General features: G+C 68.7%; 20 protein-coding genes and 1 pseudogene. 14 read left to right on the top strand and 7 right to left on the bottom strand.

All coding sequences use genetic code 11. The annotated features are described in order from the left end of the window. Positions 1-107: 107 nt before the first annotated feature. From HQ314_RS12535 to HQ314_RS12525, 3 genes are all read left to right on the top strand, one after another. Positions 108-500, top strand: a complete 393-nt coding sequence (locus HQ314_RS12535) for an STAS domain-containing protein (protein ID WP_222650231.1) — start codon at positions 108-110, stop codon at positions 498-500. After that, the gene (locus HQ314_RS12530; protein ID WP_222650230.1) at positions 497-1,006 is read left to right on the top strand and encodes an ATP-binding protein; all 510 of its coding nucleotides are present in this window, start codon (positions 497-499) and stop codon (positions 1,004-1,006) included. The genes HQ314_RS12535 and HQ314_RS12530 overlap by 4 nt, the downstream gene beginning before the upstream one ends. Positions 1,007-1,095: 89 nt before the next feature. Continuing rightward, entirely contained in the window at positions 1,096-2,445 is a 1,350-nt protein-coding gene (locus HQ314_RS12525) for a PP2C family protein-serine/threonine phosphatase (protein ID WP_307109085.1), read from the top strand. Here HQ314_RS12525 and HQ314_RS12520 read toward each other — a convergent pair. Continuing rightward, on the bottom strand, positions 2,425-2,976 hold the full coding sequence (locus tag HQ314_RS12520) for a CinA family protein (RefSeq protein ID WP_307095131.1): 552 nt from the start codon (positions 2,974-2,976) through the stop codon (positions 2,425-2,427). The two genes, HQ314_RS12525 and HQ314_RS12520, sit on opposite strands and share 21 nt — an antisense overlap. A gap of 139 nt (positions 2,977-3,115) precedes the next feature. On the opposite strand from HQ314_RS12520, the gene nadE reads away from it, so the two are divergent. Beyond that, positions 3,116-3,940 carry an ammonia-dependent NAD(+) synthetase gene (gene nadE, locus HQ314_RS12515; RefSeq protein WP_027503969.1) on the top strand — a complete coding sequence of 275 codons (825 nt, stop codon included), beginning with the start codon at positions 3,116-3,118 and terminating at the stop codon, positions 3,938-3,940. 342 nt (positions 3,941-4,282) lie between these two features. On the opposite strand, the gene HQ314_RS12510 is transcribed toward nadE, so the two are convergent. Continuing rightward, positions 4,283-5,257, bottom strand: a complete 975-nt coding sequence (locus tag HQ314_RS12510; protein WP_222650228.1) for a ferritin-like domain-containing protein — start codon at positions 5,255-5,257, stop codon at positions 4,283-4,285. Between the two features lie 154 nt (positions 5,258-5,411). Between HQ314_RS12510 and HQ314_RS12505 the strand changes: the two genes are divergently transcribed. Then, positions 5,412-5,666: a hypothetical protein gene (locus HQ314_RS12505; protein WP_027503971.1), complete on the top strand. Its 255-nt coding sequence runs from the start codon at positions 5,412-5,414 to the stop codon at positions 5,664-5,666. Positions 5,667-5,796: 130 nt separating this feature from the next. Here the strand turns inward: HQ314_RS12505 and HQ314_RS12500 are convergent, their stop codons facing one another. Next, positions 5,797-6,264 (bottom strand): NUDIX domain-containing protein, encoded by a 468-nt coding sequence (locus tag HQ314_RS12500; RefSeq protein ID WP_222627489.1) that lies wholly within the window; start codon positions 6,262-6,264, stop codon positions 5,797-5,799. A 98-nt stretch (positions 6,265-6,362) separates the two neighbouring features. On the opposite strand from HQ314_RS12500, the gene HQ314_RS12495 reads away from it, so the two are divergent. Beyond that, positions 6,363-8,021 (top strand): catalase, encoded by a 1,659-nt coding sequence (locus HQ314_RS12495; RefSeq protein ID WP_222650227.1) that lies wholly within the window; start codon positions 6,363-6,365, stop codon positions 8,019-8,021. A gap of 253 nt (positions 8,022-8,274) precedes the next feature. Here HQ314_RS12495 and HQ314_RS12490 read toward each other — a convergent pair. Beyond that, a pseudogene (locus HQ314_RS12490) lies at positions 8,275-9,186 on the bottom strand (manganese catalase family protein). 131 nt (positions 9,187-9,317) lie between these two features. Between HQ314_RS12490 and HQ314_RS12485 the strand changes: the two are divergent. The 8 genes from HQ314_RS12485 (at position 9,318) to HQ314_RS12450 (ending at position 17,406) form a co-directional block, all read left to right on the top strand. Beyond that, a complete protein-coding gene (locus tag HQ314_RS12485) occupies positions 9,318-10,664 on the top strand; it encodes an APC family permease (RefSeq protein ID WP_222650226.1) in 1,347 nt (448 codons plus the stop codon). Between the two features lie 84 nt (positions 10,665-10,748). Next, positions 10,749-11,006, top strand: coding sequence for a hypothetical protein (locus tag HQ314_RS12480; RefSeq protein ID WP_027503975.1), 258 nt, complete (start codon positions 10,749-10,751; stop codon positions 11,004-11,006). Continuing rightward, positions 11,003-12,262: a cupin domain-containing protein gene (locus tag HQ314_RS12475; protein ID WP_222650225.1), complete on the top strand. Its 1,260-nt coding sequence runs from the start codon at positions 11,003-11,005 to the stop codon at positions 12,260-12,262. The genes HQ314_RS12480 and HQ314_RS12475 overlap by 4 nt, the downstream gene beginning before the upstream one ends. A gap of 8 nt (positions 12,263-12,270) precedes the next feature. Continuing rightward, positions 12,271-13,173 (top strand): sucrase ferredoxin, encoded by a 903-nt coding sequence (locus tag HQ314_RS12470; RefSeq protein ID WP_222650224.1) that lies wholly within the window; start codon positions 12,271-12,273, stop codon positions 13,171-13,173. Positions 13,174-13,224: 51 nt separating this feature from the next. Beyond that, complete coding sequence (gene idi, locus HQ314_RS12465) at positions 13,225-13,806, top strand: isopentenyl-diphosphate Delta-isomerase (RefSeq protein WP_056447305.1); 582 nt, start codon at positions 13,225-13,227, stop codon at positions 13,804-13,806. A 59-nt stretch (positions 13,807-13,865) separates the two neighbouring features. Next, positions 13,866-15,524, top strand: coding sequence for a phospholipase D family protein (locus tag HQ314_RS12460; protein WP_222650223.1), 1,659 nt, complete (start codon positions 13,866-13,868; stop codon positions 15,522-15,524). A gap of 446 nt (positions 15,525-15,970) precedes the next feature. After that, positions 15,971-16,831 carry a cyclopropane mycolic acid synthase family methyltransferase gene (locus HQ314_RS12455; protein ID WP_222646100.1) on the top strand — a complete coding sequence of 287 codons (861 nt, stop codon included), beginning with the start codon at positions 15,971-15,973 and terminating at the stop codon, positions 16,829-16,831. A 155-nt stretch (positions 16,832-16,986) separates the two neighbouring features. Next, complete coding sequence (locus tag HQ314_RS12450; protein WP_222650222.1) at positions 16,987-17,406, top strand: ChaB family protein; 420 nt, start codon at positions 16,987-16,989, stop codon at positions 17,404-17,406. 4 nt (positions 17,407-17,410) lie between these two features. Here HQ314_RS12450 and HQ314_RS12445 read toward each other — a convergent pair whose 3' ends face one another. The 3 genes from HQ314_RS12445 to HQ314_RS12435 all read right to left on the bottom strand — a co-directional run bounded on the left by HQ314_RS12445 (position 17,411) and on the right by HQ314_RS12435 (position 21,112). Further along, complete coding sequence (locus HQ314_RS12445) at positions 17,411-18,604, bottom strand: acyl-CoA dehydrogenase family protein (protein ID WP_027503983.1); 1,194 nt, start codon at positions 18,602-18,604, stop codon at positions 17,411-17,413. Between the two features lie 10 nt (positions 18,605-18,614). Then, positions 18,615-20,729: a cation-translocating P-type ATPase gene (locus HQ314_RS12440; RefSeq protein ID WP_222650492.1), complete on the bottom strand. Its 2,115-nt coding sequence runs from the start codon at positions 20,727-20,729 to the stop codon at positions 18,615-18,617. Positions 20,730-20,830: 101 nt separating this feature from the next. Next, complete coding sequence (locus HQ314_RS12435; protein WP_037184264.1) at positions 20,831-21,112, bottom strand: DUF1490 family protein; 282 nt, start codon at positions 21,110-21,112, stop codon at positions 20,831-20,833. Positions 21,113-21,206 lie beyond the last annotated feature (94 nt).

Here is a 21,206-nt window from a genome sequence, read left to right as displayed (position 1 = left end):
AAACCCCGTCAAACTCCCCACCCGGCGCTCGGAGCCGGTGTGGCATCGGTCGGACTCGGCTGCTTGAATGGCCTTTCTGGACCGAACACCGAAAGGCAGGACATCCGATGTCGATCGCCGAGAACACCACGGACGCATTCCGTGTCGACACCGAATGGCACGACGACGCAGCGATCCTGACAGTCGTGGGCGAACTCGATCTGGCCACCGCGCCGATTCTTCAGGATGCGGTGGACGCCGTACGGACCACGGCGTCGAGCGCGCTGATCATCGATCTGACGGGTGTCGATTTTCTCGCGTCGGCCGGTATGACCGTGCTGGTGACCTCGCATCAGGCGGTGGGCGACGACGTCGCCTTCGCCGTCGTCGCCCGCGGTGCGGCCACCGCTCGCCCCCTGCAGTTGGTCGGTCTCGACGAGACGTTCCCCGTGCTCGACACCCGCGAGGCGGCGCTCGCGGCCGTCACCAGGTCCGGTTCGCCCGTCGACGACCTCGCATGAGCAGCGCTCCCGGTGTGAGGACCGGGCACGCGTGGGGTACTCATCCCCTCGTGATCGACGACGCGACGACTGAGCACCACCAGCCCCCCACCCAGTTGTCCCTCACCGATCTCGACGCCGAACCGCAGCGCATCACCGACGCTCGCGTCCGCTTCGGTGCGTGGTTGACGCACACGCCCTTCGACACGGCGCGGACGTACGACATCGTGCTCGCCGTCTACGAGGCGATGGCCAACGTCGTCGAGCACGCCTATGCCGCCACCACCGGTCGACGCGTCTTCGACCTCCAGGCCACCTACGACTCCGCGCGGCTCGAGGTTGCCGTCCGTGATCACGGGACGTGGTCCGACTCGTCGCCGGGGCCCCTCCGTGGCCGCGGTCTGCCGCTGATCGAGACCCTGTCGGACGACGTCACGCTGTCGTCCGCCGACTCGGGCACCACCGTGACCATGGCATGGGACGTGGCACCGACATCCGGCATCGACACCGACGATCAGGTCTCGTAGACTCGTACGCGATTGCTGAGGCTCCCCGTGAGTCTCTCCTCCTCCAGCCCCGGGGAGAGCATTACCGCTCTCGTCTCACCGGAGGCTTCGTGACTGCACTCTCGTCCCACGCGTTCGACTCCCCGCGCCGTGCCACGTCGAGAACGGCGATCGATGCCCTCGATCTCGGTCCCGACCTCGCGCAGGCCGCCGAGGCGGCACGCCTGGCCGCGTTGGCCCGGTACGACGTCGAGCACACCGCCGCCGACGGCGCCTTCGACCGCATCGCCCGCCTCGCGGCCCGCTGGTTCGACGCGCCGTACGCGTCCGTGTCCATCATCGATGCCGACCTGGTGCGGTTCACCGCCACCTACGGCGACGGGCTCCCGGACCACACCGAACGTCATGACGCCCTGTGCACGATGGCGATGACGCACGACGGGCCTTTCGTCGCGTCGGACACCCTGGCGAACCCGGCCACCGCCGGTAGTGCCTTCGTCCGCGGCGATCTCGGCATCCGCTTCTACGCCGGCGCCCCCATCGTGACCGCCGACGGCTTCCGGCTCGGCACGGTCAACGTCTACGACGTGGTGCCGCGCACGGTGTCCGACGATCGCGCGGACATCCTGATGGAACTGGCCGACATCGCGATGGACGAGTTCGAGTTGCGACTGTCGGCCGCGACCACCGTGCGCGCCGAGCGGGAACTCCGCACGCGCGCCGAGGCGGACTCCGCGATCATCGGTGACTACGCCGCCGTGCTGCAGCGCACGCTGCTCCCACCCTCCCTTCCCACCATCGAGGGTCTGACGCTCGCGTCGCACTACCACGCCTCGTCACCCCTGCAGGTCGGCGGCGACTTCTACGACGTCTTCGCGCTGGGCAAGGACCGGTGGGCGTTCTTCCTCGGCGACGTCCAGGGCCACGGCGCCGGCGCCGCGGCCGTCACCTCGCTGGTCCGCTACACCCTGCGGGCCGCGGCGCTGCACCACGACGATCCGACGGAGGGGCTCGCCGAGCTCAATCGACTGTTGTTGATGGACACCTCGCATCAGCGTTTCTGCACCGTGCTGTTCGGTGTGATCACCCCGGATCCTCGCGGCGGTTTCCGCGTCACACTGGCGACGGGCGGGCACCCGCCCGCCCTGCTCCTCGATCCCGCTCGCGGCGAGGTGCACGAGATCCGTTCCAGTACAGGCATGTTCGTCGGCGCTCTGCCGAACGCGACCTTCAGTGCGTGCAGTTTCCGGTTGCAGGAGGGGCAGACACTGCTGCTCTACACGGACGGCATCACCGAGGCACGTCCCGACGGGCGCACCATGTTCGGCGAGGACGGTCTCGCGCAGTTCACGCAGGCCCGCCTCGGACTGTCCACGACGAAGATGGTCGAGGATCTGGTCGCCCTCATCCCCGACCTCTCTCCGATCGACGACATCGCCCTACTCGCGCTGGGCGCCTGACCGGGCGTGGTCGCGCAGCAGGCGTAGCGCGCGTTCGATGGTCGCGGCCAGGACGTCCTTCGGGTCGCCCTCGAAGACCACGCGCTCCGCGCTGGTCGTCCCGTGGTCGGCGATGCCGAACCAGACCGTTCCGGGTTCCACGTCCTCGTTCGTCTCCGGTCCCGCCTCACCGGTGACGGCCACGGCGAGATCCGCGCCGAGCGCCGACGCCGCTCCGCTCGCCATGGCCGTGGCGGCCTCCTCGCTCACCACGGGGCCGCGGGGTACCTGCAACAGCGAGTACTTCACCTCACTGGCGTAGGCGACGATCGACCCGCGGAACCACGTTCCGGACGACGACGCGCGGCCCAGGTTGGCAGCGATGTTCCCGGCGGTGAGCGACTCGGCGGTGGCGATACGGAGGTCGCGTTCGAGTGCGAGTTCCGCGATCTCCGAACAGAGCTCGGCGAGATCCTCGTCGGTGTCGACGCGCTGCTCCGGTTCGGCCGCCTCGCCCTCGATGAGTTCCTCGTGCCCGGCATGCTGCGACACGCGACTTCGGGACGTACGACTTCGGGACATGTGACTTCGGGCTTCCTCTCGACGTGATGCGCGGACCGGTAGTCCTTCCCGCTCCGTCCGGTGACAAACATCCCCGGCACGCGCGGAGGATCGGCGCTAGCGTTGAGTCATGCCAAGCCTTCGCGACACCATTCGAACCGAACTCGAGGTCCGTCCGACCATCGATCCCGCAGCGGAGATCGACACGCGGGTGGGCTTTCTCGCCGACTACGCCGTCGCCACCCGAACTGCCGGCTTCGTACTCGGCATCAGTGGCGGACAGGACAGCACACTCGTGGGACGCCTGTGCCAGCTCGCCGCGGAACGCGTTCGCGCCGGCGGCGGCGACGCGACGTTCATGGCCGTACGACTCCCCTACGGTGAGCAGGCGGACGAGGCCGACGCGGCGATCGCGCTCGATTTCATCCGCCCCGACACCACGGTGACGGTGGACATCAAGCCGTCCGCGGATGGCGCAGGCGTGGCAGCTGCCACGGCCCTCGGAGTCGATCGACTGCGCGACTTCGTTCGCGGCAACATCAAGGCACGCGAGCGGATGGTCGCCCAGTATGCGCTCGCGGGCGAGCGGAACCTGCTCGTCGTCGGTACCGATCACGCTGCCGAGGCCGTGACGGGGTTCTTCACCAAGTACGGCGACGGCGGTGTGGACCTCACACCGCTGACCGGCCTGACCAAGCGCCAGGGTGCGGCCCTGCTGCGCGAGCTCGGTGCCCCGGAGAGCACGTGGAAGAAAGTACCCACGGCCGACCTCGAGGACGACCGGCCGGCGCTGCCCGACGAGGAGGCACTGGGTGTGACGTACGCCCAGATCGACGCCTACCTCGAAGGCGAGGACGTGCCCGACGAGGCCGCCGCCACCATCGAGAACTGGTTCGTCAAGACCCGGCACAAGCGCACCACTCCGGTCACCCCCAGTGAGACGTGGTGGCGCTGACCGTCTCGGTCGGTCGGTGTGATCCTGCTCCGAACGGGTAATCCCCCTCACAGCGCTCGAGAAGTGAGGCGTCGACGCATTCCGGTGTTTCGACAGGAGATGAACAGATGGACATCGACACGGTGGTCTGGACCGAGACCGGTCCGCGGCAGGAATGGTGGGAGGCCGTGATGGCACGGTGCGGAGCGGAGACTGCACGACCCGTTCCCCTCGACTCGGCACCCTCCCGCCGAGAACGTCCGGACCATGCCGACACCCCGACCAGGCGTGCGGGCTGACCGGACCGACGAACGACGAAGCCCCCGAGGATCGATGATCCTCGGGGGCTTCCGTGTGAGTGGATCAGGAGATGCCGACGATGTCCTTCGCCAGCGCTGCCAGACGAGTCTGCGCGGCGGAGACCACCGAGTGGCGGTTCTTGTTGCGCTCCTCGTAGGCGACCACGGTGCGCAGATCTGCCGGATCGGTCAGTTCCTTGATCTCGGCGACTGCTGCGGCGACGTTCAGACCGTCGTAGTCGGCGATGGGAAGTTCGTGCTCCTCGAGCGTCCCGCCGGCCGCACGGGTGCGGTGGATCGCGTCGGCGACACCGGTCGCGCCGCCGTCACGAGTGACCTCCTCGGCCGTCTCGAGTGCCGCGTCGCGGCTCGCGGTGACGGTGTCGACGGCCAGTTCGGTCGCGCGCTGGCCGCGGCCGATGAGGGTGGACACCTTCGCGGGAACGTCCTTCGCCGTGCCGACGACGCGGTCGACACCTCGCGACGACCAGGTGACCGGCGTGTTGATGAGACGCACGGCAGCACCGGTGGCGGCCTGGATCGGCGTGCGGCGCAGTGCGGCCGGTCCACCGAGGGCGTCCTCGGCGAGGACGGTGGTGAGCCACTCGACGGTCGCGGTGTGGGCGGTCACGAGATCGTCTGCGAGCGACACGACGCCCGGCGTGGACGCGGTCGTGGCGAGAGCCTTGACGTAACGGGCGCGGTCGAGCAGCTGGTGCTCCAGCGCGAGATCGCCGAGAAGGGCCTCGTCGAACGGCTGCGCCTGCTCGCCGATGGCCTTGAGCAGCGCGGTGAGGCGCCCGACGACGGGTGCGACGACGCCGGGGAAGCCGCCGAGTTCACGAATGGCGGCATCGATGCGAGCAGCGCGATCGCGTCCGTTCGACGCGTTCTGCAGCAGTTCCTCGCGGACAGCTTCCGTCCGAGCCTGTGCGACGCGGGTGTCGGCCACCTGAACCTCGGTGTTGGTGAGCGCGAGCAGAGCGCGAAGCTGGGCGACGAGCGTCGCCCGTTCGGTGTGTGCGGTGGTGCTGACCATGTGATGTGCCCCCTGTGATGGAAGTTGAGTCTCGGTGCAAGAGCAGCCGGAACGACCGCCCCGTGTCATTCGGTGACAGATCGTGGTTACCCGCCGGTACTACGGGGAAAACGCAGTGTGACGAGGCACATTCCCCGCGATCTAAGGAGTTCTCATGGCCGACGAACTGGACGAGACGATGCTCGACTCCGTGCAGGAGAAGATCGACGAGGCCAAGCAGGCGGCGGGAGACATCCCCGAGCGGCGTGAGGGCGGGCCGGATCAGGACGATCTCCACGATTCCTCCGACGGTGCCGCCGAACAGACCGGCGACGCGGCGGAGGCGACACTCGACGAGTTCCGCAACGCCGACGGTGACCGTGACGAGGGCATGACCGAGGGCGGCGGCGGAGGTCAGGGCGCCGCCTGAGTGGGCTGAGCGATCCGTCTCATCACGTCGGCGACCAGTCCGCTCCGCGATGCGTCGACGGTCTGTGTGCAGAGATCCGCGTTCACCGCGGATCTCTGCACACAAGTTCTCCGCCCGCGCGACGTGCGCCTCAGAGCTGCTCGAGGTGGCGGTCGAGGGCGTCGAGTAGCGGAACCTGCCCGCTCAGCAGCCGACGCCGCGCGGACTTCCGATCACACCACTCCACGCGGTCGACCTCGGGAAACACCAGCCGCCGCCCCGATCTGGGTGGCCACTCCATCTCCACACTGTTGCTCACGGCGGTCGAGGGGTCGAGTTCGCCGCGCACGGCGAACGCACGAACCGATTTGGCTCCGGACTGCGCGACCGTGCCGAGATCGATCCAGTCCCCGTCGGGCACCGGGGACCCGAGCTCCTCCGCGAACTCTCTGGCCGCCGCTGTGCGCGCATCCTCGGTGTCGGCGTCGTACTCGCCCTTCGGTATGGACCAGGCGCCGGCGTCCTTGCGCGCCCAGAAGGGTCCGCCGGGATGAGCCAGCAGCACCTCCAGCTCGCCCCCACCCCCGCGGAACAGCAGCACACCGGCACTCGTCCTCATTCCGGGATTCTGTCCGATCACGTTTTCTCGCGATCGTGTCGGGTACGCGGTCCGCTGCACGAAGCCTCCGTTCCACAGAGCAGTCAAGGAGCCGACACATGACAGACGTCGCGTCGCAAGGGTCGACACCGGCAGACGACCGGGACATCCTCACCAATCGTCAAGGGCATCCCGTCTACGACAACCAGAACCAGCGCACCGTGGGCTCACGCGGTCCGGCCACCCTCGAGAACTACCAGTTTCTCGAGAAGGTCAGCCATTTCGATCGCGAGCGCATCCCGGAGCGCGTCGTCCACGCCCGCGGAGCCGTCGCCTACGGCTATTTCGAGGCCACCGGGAAGTGGGGCGACGAACCCATCGAGCGGTACACCCGCGCGAAGCTGTTCGCTGAGGCCGGCAAGCGCACGGACCTCGCCGTCAGGTTCTCGACGGTGATCGGCGGGCGCGATTCGTCCGAGGCCGCGCGTGACCCCCGCGGCTTCGCGATCAAGTTCTACACCGAGGACGGCAACTGGGACCTCGTCGGAAACAACCTGGGCGTCTTCTTCATCCGTGACGCCATCAAGTTCCCGGACGTCATCCACTCGCTCAAGCCGGATCCGGTGACGTTCCGGCAGGAGCCCGCGCGCATCTTCGACTTCATGTCGCAGACGCCCGAGGCGACCCACATGCTCGTGAACCTGTTCTCCCCCCGCGGGATTCCGGCCAACTACCGGACGCAGCAGGGTTTCGGAGTGAACACCTACAAGTGGGTCGACGCCGAGGGCGAGACTCACCTGGTGAAGTACCACTGGATCCCCAAGGCGGGAGTCGCGTCGCTCACCGAGGCGGACGCCGCCGCGATCCAGGCGAACGATCTCGGCCACGCGAGCAAGGATCTGTACGAGCACATCGAGCGCGGCGACTTCCCCGAATGGGAACTGCGCGTGCAGATGATGAGCGACGACGAGCATCCCGAGCTGAACTTCGACCCGCTCGACGACACGAAGGTGTGGCCGGAGAACGAGTTCCCGCCGAAGGTGGTGGGCCGCATGGTGCTGGACCGCAACGTCTCGAACCACTTTGCCGAGAACGAGCAGATCTCGTTCGGCACCGGTGTGCTCGTCGACGGCCTGGACTTCTCCGACGACAAGATGCTGGTCGGCCGGACCTTCTCGTACTCGGACACCCAGCGCTACCGCGTGGGGCCGAACTACCTGCAGCTGCCCGTCAACCAGGCGAAGAACGCGCGGGTGTCCACGAACCAGCAGGGCGGCCAGATGCAGTACTCGGTGGACAACACCGGCAGCAATCCGCACGTGAACTACGAGCCCTCCATCACGGGCGGTCTCCGTGAGGCCGAGTACCCGACGCACGACGAGCAGGGTCCGGAGATGCACGGCCGCCTCACCCGCAAGCGGATCGATCGCACCAACGACTACGAGCAGGCCGGTCAGCGGTACCAGCTGATGGACCAGTGGGAGAAGGACGACCTCGTGGCGAATCTCGTCGCGAACATCTCGGAGGCGACGCGCGAGGTGCAGGAGCGGATGGTCTGGCACTTCTTCATGGCCGACGACGAACTCGGCGCCCGCGTGGGAGAGGGGCTGGGCATCTCGGCCGACGACGTCCGCGGACTCGAACCGCTCGCATCGCAGACCCTGTCGGAGGAGGAGGACCGGCGGCGCGCGAATCTCGGGAAGAACGGCCCCCGCGATGTCGCCGACCTGCAGATGACGCACTGCGTCCCGAACGAACGCGCGACGACTGCCGGATGACGTCGTCATGACGCAGGTGTGGACAGCGTCACTCCGCGGGGTTATCGTCGGAGACGCAAGCCGAACAGGTCGTAGGACGAACTCGAGGCAGGTGGTGCGTATCAACACGGTGACGACGAGACACGTGTTCATTCCGACGCGAGGACGATCACGCGGAGCCTGTTCTCCGGATCGACTCGCACCATCCACATCAACCTGACAGAACCCCGGCGCCGTATCGGCGCCGGGGTTCTTCGTCGTTCGGGTCGGCCGATCAGCCGGCGTCGGGGTCCAACGTCTCCTTGATCTTGCCCATGACGCCCTTCTCCGTGCCGAGAGCCGCGTTCGACGGTTCGCCGAGTCCGCCGTCGTAGGTGGCGTAGAGCTTCGGGTCCGGCGGCGGTCCACTCTGCTTGTTGCCCAGCGGCTGCGGATCGGCGAGGAACCTGTTCTCGTGGCGGCCGTCGGGTGCGGTGCCGTGCGCCCACCGGCCCTTGTCGGACTCGGTGCCGTCCGACAGATGCCACAGCGTGCTCGCGTGCTCGTCGTACTCCTCGTCGAACAGGTCGTCCGGCGCCACCACACCCTCCAGACCGTCCGCCTGCAGCTCCTCGATGGCCGCGAGCCACATGTTCTGGTGATACGTGTCGCGGGCCAGGTTGAACTCGAGCATGTTCTTGACACCGGGATCGTCGGTCATGTGCCACAGGCGTGCGGTCTGCACGCGGCCCTGCGCCTCCGCCGCGACGTTGGCGCGGAAGTCCGCCAGCAGGTTGCCGCTGGCGACGATGAAGCGCCCGTTCCACGGGACACCGTTGCTGTCGGCGAGGGTGGGTCCGCCGCCGGACACGATGGCCTGCTGCGGATCCATCCCGCCCAGCACCGCGGCGACGACGGGATCGGCAGCAGCGTTCTTGGTGGACTCGGTGGCCGGTGCGCCCTCGAGGAGCCGCGCGACCATGGTCGCGATCATCTCCACGTGACCGATCTCCTCGGTCGCGATGTCCATGATGAGGTCCTTGTACTAGCCTTTCATCCGACAGTTCCATCCCTGGAACAGGTACTGCATCGTGACGGTCATCTCGCCGTACGCGCCGCCGATCAACTCTTGCAGCTTGCGGGCGTAGACGGGATCCGGCTTCTCCGGCTTCACGTCGAACTGGAGGTGGTCGGTATGACGGAACATGAAGGCTCCTGACAGTGCTCGGGGTCGTGCTCTTGTCGCGCCCCGGCTACCCGGAGGCGGACCCGACAAACGACCCGGGTCGCTGGGTCGTGCGCGTGGGTAACGGCCCCGCGAACGGGTAACCCGCTGCGATGAGCACCGACCTGAACGACCCTGCGGCACCGGGCGACTCCCCCGGTCTGCGTCGCGCCGTCACCGGCAAACTCCTGTTCGTGTTCATCCTGGGTGATGTTCTCGGAGCGGGTATCTACGCGCTCGTGGGCGAGATCGCCGGCGAGGTCGGCGGTGCCGTGTGGGTGCCGCTGCTGGTGGCACTCGCCATGGCCATGCTCACCGCGGCCTCGTACGCCGAGCTGGTGACCAAGTACCCGCGCGCAGGTGGTGCCGCCGTGTTCGCCGAGCGAGCCTTCGGACGGCCGGTGGTGTCGTTCCTCGTCGGGTTCTCGATGCTGGCGGCGGGTGTGACGAGCGCGGCCGGGCTGTCCGTCGCCTTCGCCGGTGACTATCTGGGCGCCTTCCTCGACGTCCCGACGGTTCCTGCCGCGCTGGTGTTCCTCGCCGTCGTGGCTCTCCTGAACGCGCGTGGCATCAAGGAGTCGATGCGGGCGAACGTGGTCATGACCGTCGTCGAGGTCAGCGGACTCGTCCTCGTCGTCGTCCTCGCCTGCATCGTGCTCGGTCGCGGCGACGGCGATCTCGGCCGCACCCTCGAGTTCACCGATGCCGTGAACCCTGCCGTGGCGGTCCTCGCGGCGGCACTGCTCGCCTTCTACTCGTTCGTGGGGTTCGAGACCTCGGCCAACATGGCGGAGGAAGTCCGGGACGTGCACCGCGTCTACCCTCGCGCGCTCTTCCTCTCGCTGGCGACGGCCGGTGCGGTCTACGTCGCGGTCGGACTCGCGGTGAGCGCGGTCGTGTCCGCGAGCGACCTCGCGGACACGTCGGCGCCCCTGCTCGCCGTCGTCTCGGCCGCCGACGTCGGTGTCCCCGACAGGCTGTTCGGACTCGTCGCGTTGATCGCCGTGGCCAACGGCGCCCTGCTGACCATGATCATGGCCAGTCGCCTCACGTACGGCATGGCCGGGCAACAACTGCTGCCCGCCGTCGCGGGCCGGGTGTTGCCACGTCGGCAGACACCGTGGGTGGCCATCGTCGCGACCACGGTCGTGGCCATGATTCTCGCGGCCACCGGCACGGTCGCAGCACTCGCCGAAACCGTCGTCCTGTTGCTCCTGATCGTGTTCGTCAGCACCAATCTCGCCGTGCTGGTGCTACGCAAGGACCGTGTGGACCATCCGCACTTCCGAACCCCGGTGATCCTTCCGGTACTCGCTCTGATCAGCTGCGGCGTGCTCGCGACGCAGCAGACCGCACAGACATGGCTGCGTGCCGGCGTGCTGCTCCTGGTCGGCGGCGTGCTCTACGCGGCGATGCGGTGGACACGGAGTTTGAGAAGTCCCGAAATCGTCAACACGTGACCTGTCTCCTGTAGAACGGGGACGTTCGATGTGTGTCCGACGCCGGAATTCCGGCGTCCGGTCGTGACGACTGAAAGGTAGACGATGGCTATCAACGACGACGACATCACCACTTCCGGAGCAGCAGGCGGCGAAGGCCCCGCCGACGGCGGCTCCAACCCGAACGGTCACGACGGCGGCGCCGACGGCACCGCGTCCAGCACGGAGGGCCCCGCGGACGGCGGCTCGAACCCGGGTGGACACGACGGCGGCGCGGACGGCTCCGCGGCCAGCGGCGAGGGCCCGGCCGACGGCGGCTCGAACCCCGACGGCCACGACGGCGGTGCGGACGGTACGGCTTGAGCCGACCGACCGATGACGAGCGCGGACCGGGAGACCGGTCCGCGCTGCGTCGTCTTCTGAGCATCGAGCCCCGCGCCTTCGCCGAGGACCACTGGGGTCGCGCGCCGCTCCTGACGCGCGCGGTCGATCTACCCGCTCCGTTCACCGATCTGCTGTCGACGGACGCCGTCGACGAGCTGGTGTCCGAACGCGGCGTGCGCACTCCGTTCGCCCGGATGGCCCGGAACGGCGCACTGACCGACCGCAGTCAGTTCACCGATTCGGGTGGCTTCGGGGCCGAGGTGACCGATCAGCTCGACTCCGCCGGAATTCTGGCGGCCTTCGCGGACGGCCACACCCTCGTCCTGCAGGGACTCCATCGACTGTGGCCTCCCCTCATCCACTTCACCGGCGACCTGGTCGCCGATCTCGGCCACCCGGTGCAGGTCAACTCGTACATCACCCCCGCATCGTCGCGGGGATTCGATCCCCACTACGACGTGCACGACGTCTTCGTCCTCCAGATCGCCGGCGAGAAGCGGTGGATCCTGCACCCCCCGGTGCACGAGCATCCGCTGTCGAACCAGCCGTGGTCGGATCGCCGGGACGCCGTCGCCGCCATGGCGCGCACGGACCCTACCCTCGACGTCGTTCTGCGCGAGGGTGATTCGCTGTACGTTCCGAGGGGCTGGATCCATTCCGCCGAGGCCCTGGGTGACACCTCGATCCATCTGACCGTCGGAATGTCGGCCTTCACCCGGTACGACCTCCTGCATCACGTGCTGGGCACCCTCGCGGACGACGCGAGCTTCCGGGCCCCGCTGCCCGTGGGGCTCGATCTGACCGATCCGGACGCCGTCGTACCGCACGTGCGCGCGCTGATCGCAGATCTGACCGCGACCCTCACCGACACCGACGGCCGCGACGGTCGAGCGCGGACGGCGGCAGAGCGTGTCGGCCGTCGCTTCGTCGAGGTCACGCGGCCGGCCCCGGTGCGTCCTCTCGAGACCGTGCGCACGATGGCCGGCCTGTCCGCGGCCACCGTGGTGACGTGGCGATCCGGGCTCGCCGCGCGGGTGACGCAGTCGCCCGAGTCGGTCGCCGTGACGACGCGGACCAAGACGATCACGCTGCCCTCGATCGCGGCGGACGCCGTTCGGCAGCTGCACAGCGGGAAAGACTGCGCGGTCGGCGATCTCACGGGTCTCGACGATCAGGACGCGATCGTCGTGGTGCGTCGCCTGCTCCGCGAGGCTCTCGTCGTCGCCCGATCGTGACGACGCCGGTGAGCACCACCGCGGCGTGGCGCCCGTGCAGCGACAATGCTCGTGATCGGGGAGACACGTTGGCGGGAAGCGGTTCTCGCGGAGAACGATGGTTCCTCGTCGAGGTCGCGGGAAGTTGGGGCCCGTCGGCGTTCCTCGATTCCCCGTCCGTCCTCGATCCCGTACTGGGTGGAGCGCTCGTGCGCCGCATCGAGAGTGCCGGATTCCGCCCCCTCGCCGTCCGGGAGCCCGGCCGTCGCCGAGGCCGCGGCCGGTGGCGGTGGGCGTCGGTGGACGCACGGCCGGGGCACGAGAGCGTGCACAGGGGCGAGGTGTCCGACGCGGCCGATCTGCTCGACGTCCCGCTCGACGGATCGTCGGGAATCGCGTCGACGGAAACCATCGTGGCCGTGTGCACCCACGGCAGGCACGACCGCTGTTGCGCCGTCCGCGGTCGCACGATCCTCGCTCCGGCCGTGGCGGCGTACCCCGGCGAGGTGTGGGAGTGCTCGCACCTCGGTGGCGATCGATTCGCCGGCACGATGATCGTCCTGCCGCACGGTCTCTACTACGGCAACGTCGACGACGCGGACGTCGTCCGCATCCTCCGGCGCCACCACGACGGGCTCGTCACCCCGGAGTTCCTGCGTGGCCGCAGCGCGTTCTCGGGCGCCGTCCAGGTGGCCCAGCACGCGGCGCGCGCCGCTCTGCAGGACTTCGCCATCGACACCCTGCACCCACTCTCGGAGGCCCCGGGCCCGGACGGTCGGCGACACGTCCTCCTCGACCACCACGGGGACACCGTCGAGGTGGTTCTCCAGGAGACTCTGTCGGCGCCGATCCTCACCACGTGCCACGCCCGCGTCGCCGGACCGGTGCGCACCCACGACGTGGTGTCCGTCCGCCGGTCTCGGCCCCGCTGAGCGACCATTACTCTGGACGGGAGGCCGGTCGTACATCCGGAAGGGACACGTGTGGAACTCGTAGTACTGCTCGATGAGGACGGCCGTGCCATCGGCACCCACGACAAGGCCACTGTGCATCACGACGCCACACCGCTGCACCTGGCGTTCTCGAGCTACGTGATCAACCGCGAGCGCGAGGTCCTGGTGACACAGCGGGCGCACGACAAGCGCACCTGGCCCGGAATCTGGACCAACACGTGCTGCGGACACCCCGCGCCGGGTGAGCGTCTCGACTCCGCGGTTCTGCGGCGCCTCGATCACGAACTGGGGATCGGTGCGGACAGCGCGGCTCCGGTGCTCCCGTCGTTCCGGTACCGCGCCGTGATGGACAACGGCGTGGTCGAGTACGAGATCTGCCCGGTGTTCCTCGTCCTGCACGACGACAGGACCGTCGATCCGAGACCGGACGAGGTGGCCGACTACCGCTGGGAACCGTGGGACGAGTTCGTCGCGACCGTGCTCGCGGGCGAGAGCGATCTGTCGCCGTGGTGTCAGGACCAGGTCCGGCAGTTGCACGCCCTGGGGTCCGATCCCCTGGCCTGGCCCACCGGCGGCACCGAGTCCCTCCCACCCGCCGCGCGCGTCGCGTGACGCACGGGTCGGGACCGAGCGTCGGCGAGAGAGGTGCACCACCTCGCGGCAACGTGTTGATGACGGCGGTGGATCGGATCTCCCATGCTCTCGGTCGATCGTCGATCTTCGCGGACGTCGATTTCGACGACGAGACACATCCCTGGTTCCTGTCCGAGGAGGAGCGCGCCAACCCGGACACCCGCATCCGCGCGTGGACGGCGGGCAACCGCTGCGTCGCTCTCGTGCACGGCGACACCTACTTCCGGGTGTTGAACGACCACCTCGCCGACGCGGAACCCGACGATCTGGTGATGTTCACCGATTGGCGCGGCGACCCGGAGCAGGTGCTCACCGACCGCGGTCCCACGGTCGAGGACGCATTGACCGGCGCCGCGACGCGCGGTGTCTTCGTCCGAGGCCTGCTGTGGCGCTCGCACGCGGAGGGCCTCGGATACACCGGCGGCAAGAACAGTGCCCTCGCGACCGCCCTCGAGGACGCGGGCGGTGAGTGCGTTCTCGATCAGCGCGTTCTGACCTTCGGCTCCCATCATCAGAAGCTCGTGGTGCTGCGTTCCTCCTCGCGTCGCGACGGCAACGTCGCGTTCGTGGGCGGTATCGATCTGGCCCGGTCCCGACGGGACGATGCGCACCATCACGGCGATGCCCTGAGCCGACCGTTCCCGCCGGAGTACGGGGAGACCCCCGCCTGGCACGACCTGCAGCTCGAGATGCGCGGTCCGGCCGTGCGCGACGTCGAGGATACCTTCCGGGAGCGCTGGGAGGATCCGGCGGCGCTGTCGCGGCTGCCGTGGCACGTGGTGAGCGACGTCGTCCGCCGGCACCGGCGCGAGCCGTCCGAGCTGCCCGCTGCCCTCCCCGACCCCGAGGCGACGGGAACGTGCTCGGTGCAATTGCTCCGCACCTACCCGCGTCGCCGACCGTCGTACCCGTTCGCGCAGGACGGTGAGCGCAGCGCCGCCCGTGCGTACGCCAAGGCCCTCGGTCGCGCCGAGCGCTTGATCTACATCGAGGACCAGTACCTGTGGTCCTTGGACGTCGCGCGGGTCTTCGCGCGTGCGCTGCGGCGCTCGCCCCGGCTCCGCATGATCATCGTGGTACCCCGTCACCTCGACGACGACAGCGCGATCACCATCCCACCGTCGCTCCTCGGCCACGCCGCCGCGTTGGATCTGCTGCGTGACGCGGGCGCCGACCGGGTGCTCGTCCTCGACGTGGAGAACGACGACAGCGTGCCGGTGTACGTGCACTCCAAGGTCTGCATCGTCGACGACGTGTGGGCGGCCATCGGTAGCGACAACTTCAATCGCCGTTCCTGGACCCACGATTCGGAGCTCACGGCGGCCGTGGTCGACGAGGAGCGGGATGCGCGCGAGCCCGTCGATCCCGGTGGCCTGGGTGACGGTGCGCGGGTGTTCGCCCGAGACCTCCGCCTCGAACTGCTCGCCGAACACCTGTCCCGTGGGAGCGGCGCGGACGCCGACGTCGCCGACCTCCTCGACCCGGACGACTGCTTCGACGCGGTCGCCGATCAGGTCAGCGAGCTCGACGCGTGGCACGACGGGGGCCGCGACGGTGATCGCCCGCGAGGACGGTTGCGCATGCATGCCATCGAGGTGCCGCCGCTGTGGAAACAGCGGGTGTTCTCGCTCCTCTACCGGCTGGTGGTCGACCCCGACGGCCGACCACTGCGCCTGCGGTTGACGCGCCGCTTCTGACGGTGCGGCCGCGCGGGCGCTCGGTCATGCCCGAACTGCATCCGCGACAACGTGACTCCTTCCATGCCGTCGTGTCCGGACGAGACGTGCCGGCACTGCTGGTCCTGAGCCCGCTCATCGCGTTGCAACGCGACCAGGTGGATGTCCTGCGTCATCGACTAGTTGGTGTCGGCCGGGGCGCCCTGGCGACCACGATCCTTCGAGGAGCGCGACATCGCCGAGCGACGGCCTCGAAACGGACCTTCGACGACCTGCGGGAGCCGAGAACCGGGACCGACCACGACGGACGCGCGAGACTCGGACCGCAGGTTCGTTTAGCGCGTCGACCTGGCGGTTCCGAGCGCGGATCGACTGGGAAGACCGTAGATTCGCGCATGACAGACATCCCCGGGGGAGGGTGTGCCGTCGCTCCTTCCTGCCCGTCGAGTGTGAGGTTGCTAGACCACATGACAGACCTGAAGCCCTTCTTCAAGAACGTTCAGTCGCACTACGACCTGTCCGACGACTTCTTCGCGCTCTTCCTCGACCCCACGTGGACGTACAGCTGTGCGTACTTCGAGCGCGAGGACATGACGCTCGAAGAGGCACAGCTCGCGAAGATCGATCTGGCCCTGGACAAGTTGGGCCTCGAGTCGGGCATGCGCCTGCTCGACGTCGGCTGCGGATGGGGAACCGCGATGATCCGCGCCCGCGAGCGGTTCGATGTGGACGTGGTCGGCCTGACGCTCAGCGAGCACCAGTTCGGACGCGTCCAGTCCCGTCTGGACGACCTCACGGGCGACCGCAAGGCCGAGGTACGCCTGCAGGGCTGGGAGGAGTTCGACGAGCCGGTCGATCGAATCGTCAGCATCGGCGCCTTCGAGCACTTCCGTCGCGCGCGCCACGTCCCGTTTTTCGAGAAGGCGCACTCGCTGCTCCCCTCCGACGGAGTCATGTTGCTGCACACCATCGTCGGCTACGGACTGGACGATCTGGAGGAGAAGGGTGTCGCCGTCGACAAGCGCGACGCCGTCTTCATGCGCTTCATCCTCCGGGAGATCTTCCCCGGCGGGGAGCTCGAGCGCCCGGGCACCATCCAGGAACGCGCGACGTCCGTCGGGTTCTCGGTCGACCGGGTGCACTCGTTGCAGCAGCACTACGCCCGCACGCTGGAGATCTGGACGGAGAACCTCGAGGCCCGCAAGGACGAGGCCATCGCGATCGCCGGCGACGAGGTCTACGAGCGCTACATCAAGTACCTCGGCGGATGTGCGAAGCAGTTCCGCCGCGGAACCATCGACATCATGCAGTTCACGCTGTCCAAGTAGAACCAGGTCGTTTGGGACCATGTCGGCAGGGAAGCCGCCGGCATGGTCTCCCACGGCAGCTACACGTTCGTCGTCGGGGTTTTCGCGCCGCCGGACGAGGGTAGGCCACCTGAACACGAGACCCGACGTTCAGGACCCGAGAGAAGGAGGCAGTCGTGCCCACGACGGACGACGACGGCAAGCCCATCGAGTCGGAGCTGCCCTCCACCCTGCAGAAATCGGACGAGAAGGCGCAGCGCACCTTCGCGAAGACACTCGACTCCGCGGAGGAGGAGTACGACGACGAGCAGCGGGCGCACCGAGTCGCCTACTCCTCCCTGAAGCACAGCTACGAGAAGGTGGGCGACCACTGGGAGCCGAAGGACGAGAAGGGCCCCTCCGACGAGCGCGCCGAGAGCGGGGGCCCGAACCCGAAGGGCCGCAGCGCCGGCGGCGTCGACGCGAACGCGTCGAAGAAGCACCTCGAGGAGGTCGCTCGCGACCTCGACGTGCACGGCCGATCGACGATGACCAAGGACGAGTTGGTCGACGCCATCGACAAGGAGAACAGGAAGCAGACCGCGAAGAAGCGGTGAGGAGTCAGCGGAAGGCCTGCTGGCCGGTCAGCGCCTTACCGATGGACAGCATGTGCATCTCGCTGGTTCCCTCGTAGGTGAGCACGGACTCCAGGTTGTTGGCGTGCCGCAACGGCGAGTACTCCAGAGTGATGCCGCTACCGCCCAGGATCGTGCGGCACTCGCGAGCGATGGCGATGGCCTCGCGCACGTTGTTGAGCTTGCCCAGACTCACCTGATCCGGCGTGATCTCACCGCGGTCCTTGATCCTGCCGAGGTGGACGGCGAGAAGGAACCCCTTGCCGAGCTCGAGCGTCATGTCGGCCAGCTTCTGTTGCGTCAGCTGGAAACTCGCGAGCGGCCGGTCGAACACCTCGCGGGAGTTCGCGTACGCAATGGCGGTCTCGAGACTGTCTCGCGCTGCGCCGAGAGCGCCGAACACGATGCCGAACCGCGCCTCGTTGAGGCAGGAGAGCGGAGCTCCGAGACTGGTGGCACCCGGCAGCATTGCCGACGACGGCAACCGGATGTCGTCGAAGACGAGTTCCGCCGTCACCGACGCGCGGAGCGACAACTTCTTACCGATGGCGTGAGCGGCGAAACCCGGTGCATCCGTAGGCACGACGAATCCACGAAAGCCCTCGTCGGTCCGCGCCCACACCGTTGCCACGTCGGCGAGGGTGCCGTTGGTGATCCACATCTTGGAGCCGGAGAGGATCCAGTCGTCGCCGTCCCGTCGGGCGCGGGTGCGCATTCCCGACGGGTTGGAGCCGAAGTCGGCCTCGGTCAGCCCGAAACACCCGATGGCCTCCCCGGTGGCGAGACGCGGGAGCCATTCCTGCTTCTGCTCCTCCGACCCGTAGCGGTGGATCGAGAACATGGACAACGAACCCTGCACGGAGACGAAGCTCCGGAACCCGCTGTCGCCCGCCTCGAGTTCCATGCACGCGAGGCCGTAGCTCACCGCATTGGTCCCGGCGCAGCCGTACCCCTCGAGGTGCATGCCCATCAGACCCATGCCGCCGAACTCGCGGGCGATCTCACGCGGAAGGGTGCCGGCCTCGAACCAGTCCCCCACCTCGGGCTTGAGCCGCTTGTCGACGAACGCGCGGACCGTGGCCGCGATGTCACGCTCGTCCTCGTCGAGCAGGGAGTCGGCGGCGAAGAGGTCGAGCGGTCCGACGGGTGCTGCGGTGGTACGCGGTGCGGTGGTCGTCATTCTGTCGAACCTACCCGGATTCGGGCCTGTACTCGATGAGTCTCGCGCTGTTACCGACGACGATGACGGACGACGCGTTGTGCAGGATCGCCGCGAGAACCGGCGACAGTGCTCCGCCGGCACTGACGGCCAGTCCGATCGCGTTGACCGCGATCGACATGCCGTAGTTCTGGCGGATGACGGCCACCGAGCGCCGCCCCAGGGCGCGCACGTCGAGCAGTCGCGCCAGATCGTCCCCGGCGAGTGCCACGTCCGCGGTCTCCACCGCGACGTCGGTCCCGGCGGCACCCATCGCGATGCCGATGTCCGCGGCCGCGAGCGCGGGCGCGTCGTTGGTGCCGTCGCCGACGACCGCGACGACGTGGCCCTCCGCCTGCAGGGCGCGGACGACGTCGAGCTTGTCCTCGGGCATGACCTCGGCCCGCCACTCGTCGATGCCGAGTTCGGCCGCGACCGCCGCGGCCGTGGCCGGGTTGTCCCCGGTGAGCATCACGATGCGGTGAACGCCGTCGGCCCGCAACGCGCGCAGCACCTCCGCAGCGTTGTAGCGGATCTCGTCGCGGAGACTGACCAGCCCGACCAGCACACCGTCGACCGCGAGGAGCAGGGGCGTCTCCGCGCGGTGCTGCAGACGGGACACCCACTCGGACGCGTCCTCGGAGACCTCGACGTTCTCCCGGCGCAGCAGGGATGCACTGCCCAGCAGCAGAGTGCGGCCGTCCGAGACGGTCCGCATGCCCAGCCCGACGAGCACCTCGCACTCCTCGTGCGGCGGGATCTCGATGCGACGCTCCTCGGTACTGCGGATCACGGCTTCCGCCAACGGATGTCGAGAGTGGATCTCGGAGCTGGCCGCGTACGCGAGCACCTGCTCCGGCTCCCACGCGTCGTGGAAGGCGATCACATTGGTCACCACCGGGCGCCCGACCGTCAGCGTTCCCGTCTTGTCGAAGACGACGGCGTCGACGCGGCCGGCCTGTTCGAGGTGGGACCCGCCCTTGATGAGGATCCCCCGACGGGCACCGTTGCCGATGGCAGCGCTGATAGCGGTGGGAGTGGACAGGCCGACCGCGCACGGGCACGCGACGAGCAGCATGGTCATGGCCCGGCGTACGTCACGGGTGACCAGCAGCGTGGCGGCCGAGAGCAGGAACGACGCGGGCACGAAGCGACGGGAGAAGTTGTCCCCCACGGTCTGGATGGGCGCGCGATCCTCCTGCGCCTGTTCGACCCGCGCGATGATGCGGCCGATCGCCGTGTCACGGCCCACGGCCGACGCGCGGACGACGACCCGGCCGCGCAGCACGACGGACCCGGCCGACAGTCGGGTCCCCACCGTCACGGTGACCGGCAGTGTCTCGCCGGTGATCGCGGACTGGTCGACGACGGCGTCGCCCTCGATCACGGTGCCGTCGACCGGGACTCCGACATGGTCGTGCACCACGACCTCGTCGCCGACCTCGAGCGAGTCGATGTCCACGGATACCTCGGTGCCGTCTCCGGTCCGGATCCACGCGGTGTCGTGGGTTCCGCTGAGCAGATCCGAGATGGCACGCCTGGTGCGGCGCAGCGTCAGCTCCTGCAGGTACTCGCCGATGTTCAGCAGCCACAGCACGGTGAGGGCGACGACGTTCTCACGCAGGACGAGGCTCGCGACGGTCGCCGCGGACACCAGGGCGTCCGTTCCGGCGGCGCGGCCTCCCGTGAGGGACCGCACGGCGCCCTTCAGGAAGGGATAGCCGGTGAAGACGGTGACACCGGTGGCGACGAGCCGGCTGGTGGGACCCAGCACGGGAGGTCGGCGCAGCGCGTACCGGCGCAGGCCCAGCAGGACCAGAGCCGCTCCGCCCACGGTCATGCGCAGCAGTTCGCCGGTACCGACGTCTGCCGACCGCGGTGTGCGCACCGCGACCTGGCCCGGAACGAGCGCGGTCGCCGCGGGTACGGCCGTCAGCGCGGCCAGCACCGACGCGGGGTCGGTACGGGAACGGGAGTACCAGACGACGACGGACGCCGTCCGAGGGAACGCGTGCACCGCGCGGATGCCGGGAACGGCGTCGAGAAAGTCCTCGACCGCGACCGCGCGGACGTCACTGCCGGTGATCCAGTCGAGTCGGACGCGCATCCTGCCGGCGCCGTCGGAGAGGACCTCGGGTGCTGCGGGTGTCGGCGTCTCGGCGGGATCGGTGTCCGCCCGACCGGCGACCGCGGTGCTCACGTCGGCGATCAGTGGTCGTGGCCGTGACCGACGTCGGACGCGGCCGGGGGCCGCGCCTCCTCACCCATGCGATCCTTCGCCTCGGCGACCACGTCGGAGACCGCGAGACGAGCGGACTCGGCCTTGACCTCCGCCTTGCGCACCCCACGCAGGCTCACCTCGGTGACCCGGACTGCAGCCTCGCGCAGCGGTGCACGCTCGACGACCTTCTTCACACCGTTGTAGGCCGCGACGCCCACTACCCCGGTCACGACGGTGGACGCCGCCTTGGCGATGACGGGAAACATCATGATGGGACTCCCTCTGCACCGCGCTGCGAGCAGACGCGGATCGGTGACGGTGGATCGCCTGCGAGGACGACGTGCAGTGATCATAGCGTTACCG

Source organism: Rhodococcus sp. BP-332, assembly GCF_019836065.1.
Lineage (GTDB): Bacteria > Actinomycetota > Actinomycetes > Mycobacteriales > Mycobacteriaceae > Rhodococcoides.
The sequence above is the reverse complement of the archived record's forward strand: the minus strand, read 5'-3'. Positions and strand labels throughout refer to the sequence as shown.

Bases quoted from the DNA above. Each gene is read 5' to 3' on its own strand.
- HQ314_RS12435 (WP_037184264.1), bottom strand. From the start codon at position 21,112: ATGATGTTTCCCGTCATCGCCAAGGCGGCGTCCACCGTCGTGACCGGG.
- HQ314_RS12530 (WP_222650230.1), top strand. From the start codon at position 497: ATGAGCAGCGCTCCCGGTGTGAGGACCGGGCACGCGTGGGGTACTCAT.
- HQ314_RS12480 (WP_027503975.1), top strand. From the start codon at position 10,749: ATGGCTATCAACGACGACGACATCACCACTTCCGGAGCAGCAGGCGGC.
- HQ314_RS12495 (WP_222650227.1), top strand. From the start codon at position 6,363: ATGACAGACGTCGCGTCGCAAGGGTCGACACCGGCAGACGACCGGGAC.
- HQ314_RS12510 (WP_222650228.1), bottom strand. From the start codon at position 5,257: ATGGTCAGCACCACCGCACACACCGAACGGGCGACGCTCGTCGCCCAG.
- HQ314_RS12455 (WP_222646100.1), top strand. From the start codon at position 15,971: ATGACAGACCTGAAGCCCTTCTTCAAGAACGTTCAGTCGCACTACGAC.
- HQ314_RS12440 (WP_222650492.1), bottom strand. From the start codon at position 20,729: ATGCGCGTCCGACTCGACTGGATCACCGGCAGTGACGTCCGCGCGGTC.
- HQ314_RS12485 (WP_222650226.1), top strand. From the start codon at position 9,318: ATGAGCACCGACCTGAACGACCCTGCGGCACCGGGCGACTCCCCCGGT.
- HQ314_RS12500 (WP_222627489.1), bottom strand. From the start codon at position 6,264: ATGAGGACGAGTGCCGGTGTGCTGCTGTTCCGCGGGGGTGGGGGCGAG.
- HQ314_RS12460 (WP_222650223.1), top strand. From the start codon at position 13,866: ATGACGGCGGTGGATCGGATCTCCCATGCTCTCGGTCGATCGTCGATC.
- HQ314_RS12535 (WP_222650231.1), top strand. From the start codon at position 108: ATGTCGATCGCCGAGAACACCACGGACGCATTCCGTGTCGACACCGAA.
- nadE (WP_027503969.1), top strand. From the start codon at position 3,116: ATGCCAAGCCTTCGCGACACCATTCGAACCGAACTCGAGGTCCGTCCG.
- HQ314_RS12445 (WP_027503983.1), bottom strand. From the start codon at position 18,604: ATGACGACCACCGCACCGCGTACCACCGCAGCACCCGTCGGACCGCTC.
- HQ314_RS12505 (WP_027503971.1), top strand. From the start codon at position 5,412: ATGGCCGACGAACTGGACGAGACGATGCTCGACTCCGTGCAGGAGAAG.